Origin of the sequence: Pseudomonas sp. MPB23 (assembly GCF_046605395.1) — a bacterium.
GTDB lineage: Bacteria > Pseudomonadota > Gammaproteobacteria > Pseudomonadales > Pseudomonadaceae > Aquipseudomonas.
The window spans coordinates 4,442,828-4,456,359 of sequence record NZ_CP176771.1 but is presented as its reverse complement, the minus strand read 5'-3'; the positions used below and the strand labels follow the sequence as shown (position 1 = coordinate 4,456,359).

Below are 13,532 nucleotides of genomic sequence, written 5' to 3'. Positions count from 1 at the left end.
GAAGACCTCCCTTGATTATTTGTTCGATTTCCCCACGGCCTTGGCCACCAGTTGTTCGTAGAGTTCGGCGTAGGGTTCCACCGCCTGGCACCAGTTGAACGGTTGGGTCATGGCCCGGCTGCGCATGGCGTTGAGCAGGCCCTTGTTGGCGAATACCCGGAAGGCGCGCGTCAGTGCTTCTTCGTAGCTCTGCACCGTGGACTCATTGAACAGGAACCCGGTGACGCCGTTCTCGATGGTGTCCGCCAGGCCGCCGGTGTTACGTGCCACCGGCAGTGAGCCGAAGCGCTGCGCATACATTTGGCTCAGGCCGCAGGGTTCGTAGCGCGAAGGCATCAGCAGGAAGTCGCTGCCGGCGAACATGCGCCGGGCGTCGGTCTCGTTGAAGCCGATGCGCACGCCCACCTGGCCAGGAAAGCGCAGCGCCAGTTCACGCATGGCTTGTTCTTCTTCAGGCTCGCCGCGGCCGATGATGGCGATCTGGCCGCCGTTTTCGACGATAAAACCGGCGACCGCTTCGGTAAGGTCCAGGCCTTTTTGATACACCAGGCGCGATACCACGGCGAACAGCGGGCCGCTGGAGTCGTGCAGACCAAACAATTCGCGCACATGGGCGGCGTTGATCGCCTTGCCTTCCCAGTCGCCGATATTGAAGTTGTGGGTCAGGTGGGTGTCGGTGGAGGTTTCCCAGCTTTCATCGATACCGTTGGGGATACCACTGAGCAGGCCTTGCTGGGTCTTGGCGGCGAGGAAACCGTCGAGACCGCAGCCGAATTCCGGCGTGGTGATTTCCTCGGCATAGGTGGCGCTCACCGTGGTGATATGGCTGGAATAGGCCATGCCAGCCTTGAGGAACGACATCTTGCCGTAGAACTCCATGCCTTCCTGTTGCAGGGCATGGGGCGGAATGCCCAGCTCGGGGGTCGAGGCCAGGCTGACCACGCCCTGATAGGCCAGGTTATGAATGGTGAATAGGGTCGGGGTGCGTGACCCACGCCAGTGCATATAGGCCGGGGCCAGGCCGGCGGGCCAGTCGTGGGCGTGCACCAGGTCCGGGCACCAGTGAATCTGCGCCAGGTTAGCGGCCATGTCGGCGGCGGCCAGGCCCAGGCGCGCGAAGCGGATATGGTTGTCCGGCCAGTCGCGGCCGTTGTTGGCGCCGTAAGGCGTGCCTTCGCGTTCGTACAACTCGGGGCAGATCAGCACGTAGATGACCAGGCCGTCCTTGAGGTCCATGCGCCCGATCTTGCAGGGCGGCAGCGCGGCGTGGCCACCCAGCTCGCCGATGATATGAATCGGGTTGTCGCTGTCCATCACCTGGGGATAACCAGGGATCAGCACGCGCACATCGTGCAGGTGCGCCATGGCGCGGGGCAGGGCGGCAGACACATCGCCCAGGCCGCCGGTTTTCACCAGGTCAGCAAATTCGGAGGTGACAAATAGAACTTTCTTACGATTGGGATTGTGATCCGAGACCGGCCGCACCGTGTTGAGGTCCACCAACGAGGTCGACCCTCCAACTGGCTGACTAACACGTTCTCCCTGAATACTTGCAGCGGCACTGATCATAGTTCTCTCCACGTGTTGGTCGGCTAATGGCCCGCTGCCATTAGCTCCGATGACCGCATCCTGCGGCCAGGCGCACAAGCGCATGACAAAACTGGCAAGGCGTATGCCAGTTGCACGGTTAGCCTAAAAAGATTGGATAGACGGCAACTTCTACGAATCGCTCGTGCGCGCCTTACCCTAAACCTGACCTGTGACAGACTTGTAAAGTTTCGATTTTTTTGCGGGGTTTTTGTTTTGGAACGGACCCATCGGTGATGAGTCTAGGACAGATCCCTAAAAACTGTAGGGTTTATGTGGGAATTTTGTAGGACAAAAAACTTGTAACCTTATGCGACGTTGAATCTGTAGAAGCGAGCCTGCTCGCGAAAGTCGTCAACGATAACGCTGGCTACTAGGGAGAGCGCAGCGTTTTCGGGATTTTCGCGAGCAAGCTCGCTCCTACACGGGGCGGTGTCAGGTGGGGGAAATGGTGCGGGCGCCCTTGTTTGGTGCGCTAGCCAAGCACGCGAATGGGCGCGTCTTTGGCCCACGCCTGAATCGCCTCGATCATCTGCTGATAAAACTGCCGGTAATTCTGCTCACTCACATACCCCACGTGCGGCGTGGCCAGCACAGTAGGCAGGCGGCGAAACGGGTGATCGAGCGGCAACGGCTCTTGGGCATACACATCCAGTGCCGCGCCGGCCAGGCGACCGGACTCCAGGGCCCGCACCAGCGCCTGTTCATCGACGATGGGCCCGCGCGCGGTGTTCACCAGGTGCGCACTGGGTTTCATCCAGCTCAACGCTTGGGCGTCCACCAGACCACGACTGCGCTCGCTGAGTACCAGGTGAACAGTGAGAATGTCGGCCTGTTCGAACAATTCGCGCTTGCTGACCCAGGTCGCCCCGGCTTCGGCCGCGCGTTGCGGCGTGAGGTTTTCGCTCCAGGCAATGACGCGCATGCCGAATACCTGGGCAAATTGCGCGACTTTCTGGCCAATGCTACCCAGTCCCAGAATCCCCAGGGTCTTGCCGTACAGATCGCCGCCCAGCCCCACCTGCCAGTTGCCCGCCCGAAGCGAATTGGCTTCGGCCAGCAGGTTGCGGGTGGAGGCCATGATCAACGCCCAGGTCAGTTCCGGTGCTGCCTGTTTATAGCTGTCGGTACCGCAGACCTGGATGCCGAGGGCTTTGGCGGCCGGAATGTCGATGGCCGCGTTGCGCATGCCGCCGGTCACCAGCAGCTTGAGCTTGGGCAAGCCTTGCAACAGGGCGTTGTCGAAGGTAGTGCGTTCGCGCATCACGCAAATCACCTCGAATGCCTGCAGGCGTTCGACCAGGGTGGCGGTATCCGCCGGGTAATCGTGCAGGAAATGCACCTGGCCCACCGATGCCAGCACCGACCAATCCACCACGCCGCTGGCGACATTTTGCCAATCATCAATGACTGCGATCTGTACCGACATTCACGAAAACCTCGATAAAGGTGGGATTAGAGGGCGTTTAAACCCTGCAATAGCGCTGCGTGAAATTTAGCCGGCTCTTCCATTTGGGGGGCATGTCCCAACCCTGGAAATTCCACCAGGCTCGCGTGGGGAATCAGCTTGGCCACTTGCTTGCCCAACACCGCGTAGTTGCCGAGCTTGGCTTTGACCTCCGGCGGCGCCAGGTCTTTGCCGATCGCAGTGTTGTCGGCCGTGCCGATCAACAGCAGGGTGGGCATCTGCAAGTCCTTGAACTCGTAGTACACCGGCTGGGTGAAGATCATGTCGTAAATCAACGCCGAGTTCCACGCCACCTGAGTATGGCCCGGGCCTTGGTTCAGGCCGGCAAGCATATCGACCCAGCGCTCGTACTCAGGCTTCCAGCGCCCGACGTAATAGGTGTTGAGTTCGTATTGGCGAATGCCTTCGGCACTGACCTTCAGTTCGCGCGCGTACCACTGGTCGACGCTGTTGTAAGGCACGCCCAACGCTTTCCAGTCTTCCAGGCCGATGGGATTGACCAGCGCCAGTTGCTCGGTTTGCTTGGGGTAGAGCAAGGCATAGCGCGTGGCGAGCATGCCGCCGGTGGAATGGCCAATCAGCGTGGCTTTTTGAATGCCGAGTGTTTCCAGCAGTCGATGGGTGTTGAGTGCCAGTTGCTGGAAGCTGTACTGGTAGTGATCGGGCTTGCTGGAGGTACAGAAGCCAATCTGGTCCGGGGCGATGACGCGGTAGCCGGCGTCACTCAAGGCTTTGATCGAGCCTTCCCAGGTGGCGCCGCAGAAGTTCTTGCCATGCATCAGCACCACGCTGCGCCCATTCGCCTTGCCTTTGGCCGGCACATCCATATAGCCCATTTGCAGGGATTTGCCTTGGGACTCGAAGGCGAAATGTTCCACCGGGTAGGGGTATTCAAAGCCTTGCAACTCGGGACCGTAGGTCGCGGCGAATGCGCGGGCGGTACCGGCTGTCAGCAGGCCGGCGATGCATAAAGCGCGGGTTAGAGGCATGGGCAAGTCTCCGAGAAGGGTGCTCGGATGCTGTTGCGAGGGGATTAAGTAGGGATTAACACCCAGTGCAGGGTCAGCGCGGCAAGCACGCCATAGCGCACGGCCTTGGCCAGGGTCACCAGCAACAGAAAACGCCACAACGGTTCGCGCATCACTCCGGCCACCAACGTCAGCGGATCGCCAATGATGGGTACCCAACTGAGCAGCAACGTCCAATGGCCCCAGCGCTCGTAATGCCGGCGGGCCTTGTCCAGTTGTTTGTCGCTGAGCGGAAACCAGCGCCGCTGCCTGAAGCGTTCAACCCCGCGGCCGAGCAGCCAGTTCAGCGCTGAACCGAGCACATTGCCGAGGGTGGCGATCCCCAGCAGCAGCCACAGGCTGTAATGCCCGCTGAGCAGCAGGCCAACGAGGACGGCTTCCGATTGCAAAGGCAGCAGGGTCGCGGCGCCAAACGCGGCGAAGAACAGCCCCAGGTAACCGGCCAGCACCGATCAGTGCGCCGGGTACTCCGCCACCACGACATCATGGCCGTCACGGGTCAGGCCGATGACTTGATACGCCTCGCTGCGACCGTCCATCTCCATGCCTGGCGATCCCATGGGCATGCCCGGCGCTGCGATGCCGAGCAGGTCATCGCGCTCGCGCAGCGCCAATACCTGCTCGGCGGGTACATGGCCTTCGACGAACTTGCCGTCGATCACCGCGGTATGGCAAGAGCCCAGGCGCGGCGCCACGCCCAGGCGTCGCTTGACGTCGCTCATGTTTGCTTCGACATGGTCATTGACCTTGAAGCCGTTGCTTTCCAGGTGGCTGATCCAGTGTTTGCAGCAGCCGCAGTTGGCGTCGCGGTGGACGTCGATAGGGATCAGGTCGGCGGCCTGGAGCAGGGAGGTGGTGAGCAGGGTCGACAGCAACGCCAGGCGCAGGGTGTTTTTCATGATGGGGCTCGTGATCAGGCGGTGGCCAGTGGGATGGCGGCGATCATGACGACCTCATCCCAGGCAAGCCAGCGTCGACAGCTAAGGGAAGGCGCCAGGAGTGTTTCAAGATTATACGAAAGCTGGATTTCCAGCCGGTGCTTGAGCGGGTCGAGCGCAGTGATCGACCCGCGCAGTGCACGGGAGTGTTTCAGGGATGTGTCAGCGCACCTTGAAGCGGCTCATCAAGGCAATCACGCGGCCATTGGCGTCCAGCAGGCTCTGGGTATTGCTTTCAGTGGCATGGCCGCTCTGCACCAGCTCTTCGACCATCTGGCGGATCTGCACCATGCTGCGGTTGATCTCCTCGGTCACCGCGCTTTGCTGTTCGGCGGCCGTGGCGATCTGGGTGCTGAGGTTATTGATATGACTGACCGAACCGGCCATTTCATCCAGGCCGGTGTTGACCCGCGCCGTGGCGTCCGCTGCCGACTGGCAACTGGCCTGGGTGTTTTCCATGGCCGCCACCGACGAACCGACGCCGCTGGTCAAGCGTGCGAGCATTTCATTGATCTGCGAAGTGCTGGCCTGTGTGCGAGCGGCCAGCGCACGCACTTCGTCGGCCACCACCGCAAAACCACGGCCTTGTTCGCCCGCCCGAGCCGCCTCGATCGCGGCGTTGAGCGCCAGCAGGTTGGTCTGGCCGGCAATCGCGCCGATCACGCCGAGGGTTTCGGTGATGCGCGCGGCGTCCTGGCGCATGTTCTCCACGGTATGGGTGGCGCTGGCGACTTCACCGATCAGCGCCCCGACGCTGGTGGAGGCTTCGCCCACGACCACGCGGGAGCGGTCGGCGTGTTCGTTGGCGCGTTGAGTGAACGCGGCGGTTTCAGCGGCATTCTGCGCAACGGTGTCGGCGGTGGAACTCATTTCGGTGATGGCGGTGACGGTCTGGTCGGTCTCCGAGGCATGGCGCACCAGAATGCTGTTGGTGTGCGCCGAGGTTTTCTGCAATTGCGCAAGGCCCGACGACATGGCACCGGTGGCCTGGGTCACTTCGCCGATCATGTCCTGCAGGTAGGCGATAAAGCGGTTGACCGAGTGACCGATGGCGCCCAGTTCGTCTTCGGCGCGGATGGTGATGCGTCGCGTCAGGTCGGCATCGCCGGTCGACAGCGCGTCAATATTGGTTTTCAGGGTGGTCATGCGCTGCACCAGTTGGCGGATCGCATACAGCGCCAGCAGGACCAGCAGCACCACCATGGGGATTTGCACCAAGGCCAGGCTGCCCAGCACATCATCGCGCTGGGCGGTGATCAGCGAAGTGGGCAGAGCGGTGGCGAGGAACCACGGCGTGCCTTCGATGGGGCGCATATAGAAGGTGCTGGCCACGCCGCCGTTGTCGAATTCACTGCGCTGCAAGGCCTGGTCGCGGTGGGCGAGAGCCTTGCTGACTTGGGTGGCAAAGGCCGAGGTGGCGGTCAGTTCGCTGATGTTCTTCAACACCACCGGGCTGCTCAGGCGCGAACTGTTGCTGATGATCTTGCCGTCACCTTCGACGATGAGCATCTGCCCGCCGATGTCTTTTTCCTTACTGGCCACCAACTCGTTGAAGAAGCCGAGGGTCACGTCGATGGTGGCCACGCCATAGGCCGCGCCGTCACGCTGGATCGCCATGGCGCAGTTGGTGCGCGGCTCCTGGCTGGCGTCGTCCTTGTAGGCCGCGGCCCAGGCGCATTGCCCGCGCGGGGAGGCGAGACCGCCTTTGTACCAGCTCTGGTCGTAATAGTTGGGCGCCGGGTCGCTGTTCCAGAAGGTGTTCACGGCCAGCTTGCCCGATGCATCGCGGTGCCAGAACGTGCTGTGTTTGTTGCGCCCGGGCGTGCGCAGGTTGGGCAACGGCCAGATACCGCCACCGAAGACTTTCAACTCGCCGTACTGGTCAACCAGGCCGGGCAGGACCTTGTCGATGGCATCGCTGTCGAGCAACGGGATGGTCTGGGTAATGCTGCGTTGTTGGGCCTGGACTTTGTTCAGTTCGCCCTGGATCTGTTCGGCCACCTCGTTGATGCGGTTGAGCACGACCTGCTCTTCGGTATGCCGCAGCTTGGGGGCCACCAACTGGCCAATCCCCACGACGGTCAACACGAACAACACCAGGACGAACAGCACCAGGAACAGGGTATAGCGGGCTTGAATGGAGCGCAGTGGGGGCATGGGAGTCGTCCTTACGAAGCGTTTATTATCGACGTGGCTTTGTTGGAGCTTCGTAGGGCTATCGGCGTGGAGGGGAGGAGCTTTAGGTACTGTCGTGCAAAGTGCGTCGAGGCCTACGCAGTAAGGTCAACGGCCTGCCTCACTGCGTAGGCTCTGTCACTGATGGGTGTCAGGTACCGTCGCCCTGTTCGCTGGTTTCAAAGGAATAAGCGTTTCTTAACGGTTTGCCCATTTCTTGGTTCAATGCGTTCTCGGTAAACGCTTTTGGATTGACTGTGCTTGGCGGTGTCGAGGGGTCGTTATCCAGGTCAAAGGGGGTCGCGTCGCTGGGCAAGCCAACCGCCTGGCGTTCGAAATTATTGACCACTGCCGATTGGCCAGCGCCCAGCTGTTCAGTGGTTTCACCTTCCAGGAAGGTGCCGGTCGCGCCATTGTAGGCATGGGCCATCTCATGGAAGAGCGCGGTGACGGGCGCTATCGTATGGGTGCGGTCAGCGTTTTCTAAGAAGGAGGACGGGTCATATGTGATCGTTGCACGATCGGCACGGGTGCCAGCGACGCCCTGCTTGATGAATTCGTCGGTGCGAATCACCTGATCGCCGTCCTCCGTCAGTGGCACGTTATCCAGTGCCGAGCTGTCGAACAGATATCCCGTGTTGCCGTTGCCGTCCTGCCGGATCGTGACCTTGCCGCCGTTGGTGACGGCAAGCTCATCCATTTTGCTGAGGGCCTGTTGGCCGATCGGTGAGCTGCGCAGAAATTCGAGGTCGTCGCTGACGCGCTGTTTGAATTCTTGTTCCTGCTCTACGGTGGCGCCCGGCGCTGCCTCGGCCTTGAAACCCTGCCGGCCTGCGTTGCTCGGTTTCACCTCGGTGAAGGCCGAACCTTTTGTCCGGTCGAAGTGATCGGTTGCGCCAGCGTAAATACGATCCTGGCATTGATTGTTCCAAATCTCGTCCAGGCCTTTGCCGGTGTAGAACGTCGTGCGGCCAGCGTGCTTGCCTACCAGCAGGTCATTGCCTTTGCCACCGTGGGAAACCGTATGCCCGTTGCCTGAGATCAGCACATCGTCGTCTTCGCCACCGTCCAGGTAGCTCTGTTGGGTGGCGGGGCCACAGCCGGCAATGAGCAGATCCTTGCCTTTGCTGCCGTACATCACGGCATTGCCGCTGCCACCGATGAGTATGTCGTTATCGTCGTTGCCCACGGCATAACCGAGACCGCTGCCCAACCGCAGGATATCGTTACCGCGCCCACCGTACAGCTTGGTGCGACCGCCGCCCGCCTGGAGGTAGTCATTGCCATCACCGCCGTCAACGCTGACGGGAAGTGTGACGTCATCGTCGATGATGACCCTGTCGTCGCCGCCTTTGGTGTCGATCCACAGCTGCTGCTTGCGGTCTTGGGGGGTATTAATGTCGAACAGGTGCGACTTGCCGTTGATCAGGATTTGCAGCTTGCCGCCCGGCCAATTGCGCACATGGACATGGTCGGCGCGGTCGCCGGTTTCCACCGAGAGCCATGAGGCCAGAATCTCCGGGTTTTGCGGGTTTGTGGGGTCCCAATCCACCACCCTGTTGATTTTCACATCACCGTCGACGTGCAGCACGTGGGTCCTGCGGTTGACGATGCCCGGTGTGAGATCGGTCGGTGGGGTGTAGGGCGAGGGGGGCGGTTTATCGTGTATTTTGCGGCGCGGGGTGTTGTCGTTGTAGCTGGCGGTGGAATGGATGAGGGGAAGTTGCATGGACGGGTCCTTCATGTTTACTCGTGACGGAAACCTGATCGCGCATCAGGGTTGCCATTACGTGGAGGACCGAGGGAAAACGTTCCGCTGGCGTTTGAGCGGTTTGGCGCTGGATATTTCCCTGGCAGGGTAGGTGATAACCCAGCAATGTGCAGCCCGAGGAAAGCCTCGGGCGGTTGTCTGAGGGGCTTATGCCTGCACGAAAATCTGCAAATCACCGGCAACGTCGTTTCGGCCCAATGGTTTGTTGGGGTCCGGCACGGCACCGCGCGCCTTTAACCCGAGCTGTCCGGTGATCTTGTGGTTGTCAGTCACCCCAATTCCCAGGCTTCCCGTCAATTCAGCCAGGCCCGGTACGCCTTCGGTGGTGTTCATGTGGGAACTTCCCACCAGGGCGACCCACTTCTCAGTGCCGGAGTTGGCCTGGATGGTTTCTGCGGCGTAGTAGTTGAATTCCTTGAGCCGCTGTACTGAGCCGTTGCCTGCGGAGGTCGGCACTTGGGGTGTACGTACATCCTTGTGTCGTGTGAGGTAGTAGTGGTCGAGCGGCATGACCTCGATACCGTTGTCTTCGAGTTTTTTGCGCAGTTCGGGAAAGGACGGATTCTGGCGGGGTATTCTGCTTTGCCCCAGTATGCCGATACCGTCATCGACAAGCCCTTGGGGCATATCGATCAACCCTTCGAAATAGACTTTTTTAACGTTCTGGCGCTTCAACGTCTCGACGTTATCGAACAGCACCTTGAAACTCGCCATTTGCTTGTGGGACTCCCCCAGCACCACACCGGGTGACACATTCAGGGTTTCGGTGAGCAACTCGGCGGCCGGGATCGGCTTGGGCACTGACGGAATGCTGGGGCGAGGCGGGATTCCTGTCTCTTGTATGGCGTCATAGTAATTATTCATTTCGTTGTTGAACTTGTTCAACGTTGCCGCCTTGGTATCTGGCTTGAAATGGTCCGGTTCCAGCTTGCCTTTCAGGCTTTCGGCGTAGTCGCCGTCGGGCAGCGGCTGCCTGACACGAATGGGCCTGGCGCCGGTGCCCATGGGGGTGTACCGATGACCCCTTTGCTGTCTGGGGGAGTGCGTGAGGGTGGAGCCGCCGGGAGCCAGTGTGTCCAGCGGGTTGAATTCCTCGAGGGGCGAACCATAAGGCTTCATCTGGACGGGGTCATAGGCATACCGTTGGCCGTTGCTGACGATGGTGCTGCCCTCGACGGTACGCTCGGCGGATTTGAAGGTGCCCACGGTCACCTCGCCGTATGGGCTGTGGGCCACGCCCTTGATTTTCTGCACGCCCCGGTCAATCAACCGGGTGCCGCCCTTGACCAGATCGCCCAGCCCGTTGAGCGGGTTGAACTCATTGATGGCGGTGGTCCCGAGGATTTTGGCCACCTTCAAGGCCTTGGTCGTGGTACTCACGGCTTTGGCACCGACTTTCGCCACTTTCGCTACCGTTCCTGCGCCGGCGGTGACGAAACCGAAAATATCCAGTCCCAGGTCGACCGCGCCCTCCGCATAGTTGCCTTGTCGAAAGTTGACGATCGCCGACCTGAGGGGAATCAGGTCGAGGAAAAAATCTGCGAGTTTGTGCTCCTGTTCCATTTGCTGATCGTAACTGCTGGTGCCCTTGGCCTGCTTGACCACGTCCTTGTTATCGATATCCAGGTGCTCGACAAAGGCGTCGACGATGGACTGCGTTCTCGCGCTTGAAAAGCTGTTGGGTGTGGGCAACGGGTGAGGGGTTTCTTTGTCCTGATCGAATTTGGCTGCGGAGGTCTGGGTGGGGGTGAATGGCTCTATCGGATAGTCCCGGTTGGCGTCGCGCTCATGCTTGCGCGTCAACACCTGGTTTGGGACCGTCTTGATGCAGCCGCGCCTCAGGTCGATCTCATACACGGTTTCGTCGTTCACTCCGGTGGCTTTAACCAGCAGCTTTTCGTTTTTCTCTTCCAGTGTTCGGTCGGTAAACCCCATGCCCAGGATGTAGGTGTTGTGTTGATAGAACTCAAGCTTCCCATGCTCCAGCTTTTGTCGGTCTGCCAGCGGCAACTGCGCGATCATCTGCTTGACCGCTACACCAATGCCTTTTTTCCGGTGGTCGATGGCCTGGGTAAATTGCGTGTTGAAGACGCGGTTCACATTGAATTCGAGCGAATGGCCCCGGGTTGCATCGACGATGCGCTGGTCGGTGGATTGCCATTTGTACTGGTGCAGCCCGCTCATGGCGATGTCCAGCAGCGAGTGGCGGCCGGCAGGCCCCCGGTTGCGAGAGTAGAGCGCCCGGGTGAAGGGTTGTGTGGTGTCGTTGACCGTCAGCAGTTTTTCTTCGAAGGGCAGCGTGTCGCCAAACCTTTCTTTCAGTTTGGCCAGGGCAATGGCTTTACGGCTGGGGATCTCGGCGTGGATCTGGCTGGACGCCTCCAGCCGTTCGCTCGCCTGCTGGTTGAAGGCGTTTCGGGCCTTTTCACGGTCGCTGGGATTGTAGCGATCCGCTTCCTCCTCAGACAGCACGCCATTGACCGCACCCCACACCCGCAGGGCTGCGCTTTGTGCCTGTTGGGTGATGGCCCTTTCGTTCAAGGTGGCGCTTTCGGCTTCCATCATGACTTGGGCAAAGCTCATGTTGGGAACCTTTCCCGGCGATTGGGCTTCTATCGCTGCCGCCGCGATGGACAGGCTGACCCACGCAGGGCTGCCGTAGGTCACATTGTCGGGAATATCTTTGATCAGCAGTTCGGGCGCCTTTCTGGCCAATAACAGGTAAGCGCCGATGTTGGCCATGCCGGGGGTGGCCTGATGTTGCGCCGTCAAGTGGGCGACCAGGCCTTCGCGTATGCCTGACACCGGTTTTCCCCAGTGCGCTTTGCGGGCCAGATCGAAGCCGGCGACTTGGGTGGCCTTGGGGTCGGTGAGGGCTTGGGGGTCGAGTATCAGGTTGATGGCGGCCAACGTGTAGTCGTTCACGCTGGTGTCGGTGGCAATCCCGTTCATGTGGGTCTGCAAAGTTTGGCCCAGTGCCTGTGAGCGGGGCGTACTGACAAGGCTTTCCAGGGCTTTGGCCGGGTCGTTGGCGGCCTCGGTGGACAGTGGCTGGTTACTGTTGAGGTATTCCAGTACGCCCAGGCTCAGCGTCATATCGGGTGGGTTCGGATGGTCGGCGCCATAGTGCCGGGTGGCTTCCAGCAACCTGCGTTGTGCATCCGCGCTCGGCGGCAACGGCCAGGACAGCGCACCGCCAAAATTGCCCAGGGGATGTTCCTGGGCGCGGTTGAGCACGGCGTCTGCCAGGGCGGTCAGGGCGAAATGACTGTTTGGCACTGCCAAGCCGCTGCCGGTGATAAAGGCTTCCAGCGTGACGCTCGTGTTTGCCGACGCGGGTAGACGGTCCATGGGGGTGGATTTCAGCGCGCTCAGGATGGCCTGGGGTGTTGCGTTGACACCCAGGCGCGTGGCGGTTTCTTTGAGTTTTTGCCCCAGGGTTCTGAGGTTTTGCTTGTCTGCCAAGGCCTGTTCCAGCGCGCTGCTTGGCCCCTCCTCAGTGTCTGAGGCGGTGGGCTCGGTGTTCGCCGCTGGTTGGGCGGGCAAGTGCGACGCGGGTAGGTCGGACGTGGGGAGTGGGGAGAGAAGAAAAGGTTGTTGGGTGACAACGGGTGAAAGATTGGACATCGGTGGGTACCTCTTCAGACATGCCAGAAAAAGCGCCTGTCATCAGGAGGTTCCCTATTCCTCAGGCGCCCAAAATGGGTGCAGAAAAGGGGCGTCGGGGTTCCGCTCGGAGCTACCGCCTTGTGTAAGACTGAGTGTCGATTAGAGGGGCGAAACCGCCTCAATCACGGGTTGAGCGAGCCAAAGCTTTTTATCGCCTGTAACATGTGCCCCTGCCGACCCGCCGTCTATTCCCATCGTTGAAGATGTGCCCGGCCGGTCTGGTGATCCACCGTGAATACTTTTTTCAGGTTCAGGAACCCGTCATGACCCAAAAGCAACGTTTGAAATACTCGATTCTGATCGCCCTGGCGGTACTGGCGAGCATGTTTGGCCTGTCCTACTTGCAGAACATCGGGTTTATCAGTGAGAAGACATTCCAGACCATCGCCATCGCCATCGCCGTGATCGTTGTGGTGATCAACGGCATCATGCGTCGCAAGGTCAAGTTGTAAGGTCGACGTCAGCCACGACCGTCGAGCACCTTCGCAGCCTCTTCATGGAGGCTGTAGCTTTTATCGGCATTGAGGGTGATCACGCCTTCGCTGCACAGGCGCTTGAGCACTTCGCGCACACTCAGAAACGACAACGGGATGCCCAGCTCGAGCAAATGACTGTGCACGCCGCGTACCCCCAGGGTGCGCTGCTTGTCGGCGGCGGTGAGCAGGGCGTCGATGACCTTCAGCCGGATCAGGCTGGTGCGCAAGCCGAAACACTTGAGCAAATGGCGAATACGCTGGTTGCCTTGCTGTTCGGGCATTTTGCCGAACGCAAGTGCGCCGTTGCCGAATGTGGCGTCGGCGGCCGGTGAATGTCCATCCTTGGGCACTGGCGGGTTGTACATTTAGAAAACTCCTTATCAGAGCCTGATCAGGAAAATGATGGCGCTCTTAATCAAT

General features: G+C 60.3%; 9 protein-coding genes and 2 pseudogenes. 1 reads left to right on the top strand and 10 read right to left on the bottom strand.

Going from position 1 to position 13,532, the window contains the following annotated elements:
* Positions 1-15: 15 nt before the first annotated feature.
* The 9 genes and pseudogenes from glgA to ACLH0J_RS20065 all read right to left on the bottom strand — a co-directional run bounded on the left by glgA (position 16) and on the right by ACLH0J_RS20065 (position 12,432).
* A complete protein-coding gene (gene glgA, locus ACLH0J_RS20105) occupies positions 16-1,569 on the bottom strand; it encodes a glycogen synthase GlgA (protein WP_411388686.1) in 1,554 nt (517 codons plus the stop codon).
* 493 nt (positions 1,570-2,062) lie between these two features.
* Entirely contained in the window at positions 2,063-3,016 is a 954-nt protein-coding gene (locus ACLH0J_RS20100) for a D-2-hydroxyacid dehydrogenase family protein (protein WP_411388685.1), read from the bottom strand.
* 26 nt (positions 3,017-3,042) lie between these two features.
* Positions 3,043-4,044: an alpha/beta fold hydrolase gene (locus ACLH0J_RS20095; RefSeq protein ID WP_411388684.1), complete on the bottom strand. Its 1,002-nt coding sequence runs from the start codon at positions 4,042-4,044 to the stop codon at positions 3,043-3,045.
* A 44-nt stretch (positions 4,045-4,088) separates the two neighbouring features.
* Positions 4,089-4,532, bottom strand: a complete 444-nt coding sequence (locus tag ACLH0J_RS20090) for a YqaA family protein (protein WP_411388683.1) — start codon at positions 4,530-4,532, stop codon at positions 4,089-4,091.
* Positions 4,533-4,535: 3 nt separating this feature from the next.
* On the bottom strand, positions 4,536-4,982 hold the full coding sequence (locus ACLH0J_RS20085; RefSeq protein WP_411388682.1) for a DUF411 domain-containing protein: 447 nt from the start codon (positions 4,980-4,982) through the stop codon (positions 4,536-4,538).
* 201 nt (positions 4,983-5,183) lie between these two features.
* A pseudogene (locus ACLH0J_RS20080) lies at positions 5,184-5,696 on the bottom strand (methyl-accepting chemotaxis protein); the annotation flags it as partial.
* Between the two features lie 345 nt (positions 5,697-6,041).
* Positions 6,042-7,178, bottom strand: a pseudogene (locus tag ACLH0J_RS20075) (cache and HAMP domain-containing protein); the annotation flags it as partial.
* Positions 7,179-7,347: 169 nt separating this feature from the next.
* Positions 7,348-8,925 (bottom strand): M91 family zinc metallopeptidase, encoded by a 1,578-nt coding sequence (locus ACLH0J_RS20070; protein ID WP_411388681.1) that lies wholly within the window; start codon positions 8,923-8,925, stop codon positions 7,348-7,350.
* A 189-nt stretch (positions 8,926-9,114) separates the two neighbouring features.
* A complete protein-coding gene (locus ACLH0J_RS20065; RefSeq protein ID WP_411388680.1) occupies positions 9,115-12,432 on the bottom strand; it encodes a membrane-targeted effector domain-containing toxin in 3,318 nt (1,105 codons plus the stop codon).
* Positions 12,433-12,899: 467 nt separating this feature from the next.
* Between ACLH0J_RS20065 and ACLH0J_RS20060 the strand changes: the two genes are divergently transcribed.
* Positions 12,900-13,088, top strand: coding sequence for a hypothetical protein (locus ACLH0J_RS20060; RefSeq protein WP_411388679.1), 189 nt, complete (start codon positions 12,900-12,902; stop codon positions 13,086-13,088).
* 8 nt (positions 13,089-13,096) lie between these two features.
* On the opposite strand, the gene ACLH0J_RS20055 is transcribed toward ACLH0J_RS20060, so the two are convergent.
* Complete coding sequence (locus ACLH0J_RS20055; protein ID WP_411388678.1) at positions 13,097-13,477, bottom strand: fe2+ zn2+ uptake regulation protein; 381 nt, start codon at positions 13,475-13,477, stop codon at positions 13,097-13,099.
* Between the last annotated feature and the right edge of the window lie 55 nt (positions 13,478-13,532).

What these genes read in the sequence shown, in the direction of transcription:
- glgA (WP_411388686.1), bottom strand. Translation starts at nt 1,569, where the DNA reads ATGATCAGTGCCGCTGCAAGTATTCAGGGAGAACGTGTTAGTCAGCCA.
- ACLH0J_RS20100 (WP_411388685.1), bottom strand. Translation starts at nt 3,016, where the DNA reads ATGTCGGTACAGATCGCAGTCATTGATGATTGGCAAAATGTCGCCAGC.
- ACLH0J_RS20095 (WP_411388684.1), bottom strand. Translation starts at nt 4,044, where the DNA reads ATGCCTCTAACCCGCGCTTTATGCATCGCCGGCCTGCTGACAGCCGGT.
- ACLH0J_RS20085 (WP_411388682.1), bottom strand. Translation starts at nt 4,982, where the DNA reads ATGAAAAACACCCTGCGCCTGGCGTTGCTGTCGACCCTGCTCACCACC.
- ACLH0J_RS20070 (WP_411388681.1), bottom strand. Translation starts at nt 8,925, where the DNA reads ATGCAACTTCCCCTCATCCATTCCACCGCCAGCTACAACGACAACACC.
- ACLH0J_RS20060 (WP_411388679.1), top strand. Translation starts at nt 12,900, where the DNA reads ATGACCCAAAAGCAACGTTTGAAATACTCGATTCTGATCGCCCTGGCG.
- ACLH0J_RS20055 (WP_411388678.1), bottom strand. Translation starts at nt 13,477, where the DNA reads ATGTACAACCCGCCAGTGCCCAAGGATGGACATTCACCGGCCGCCGAC.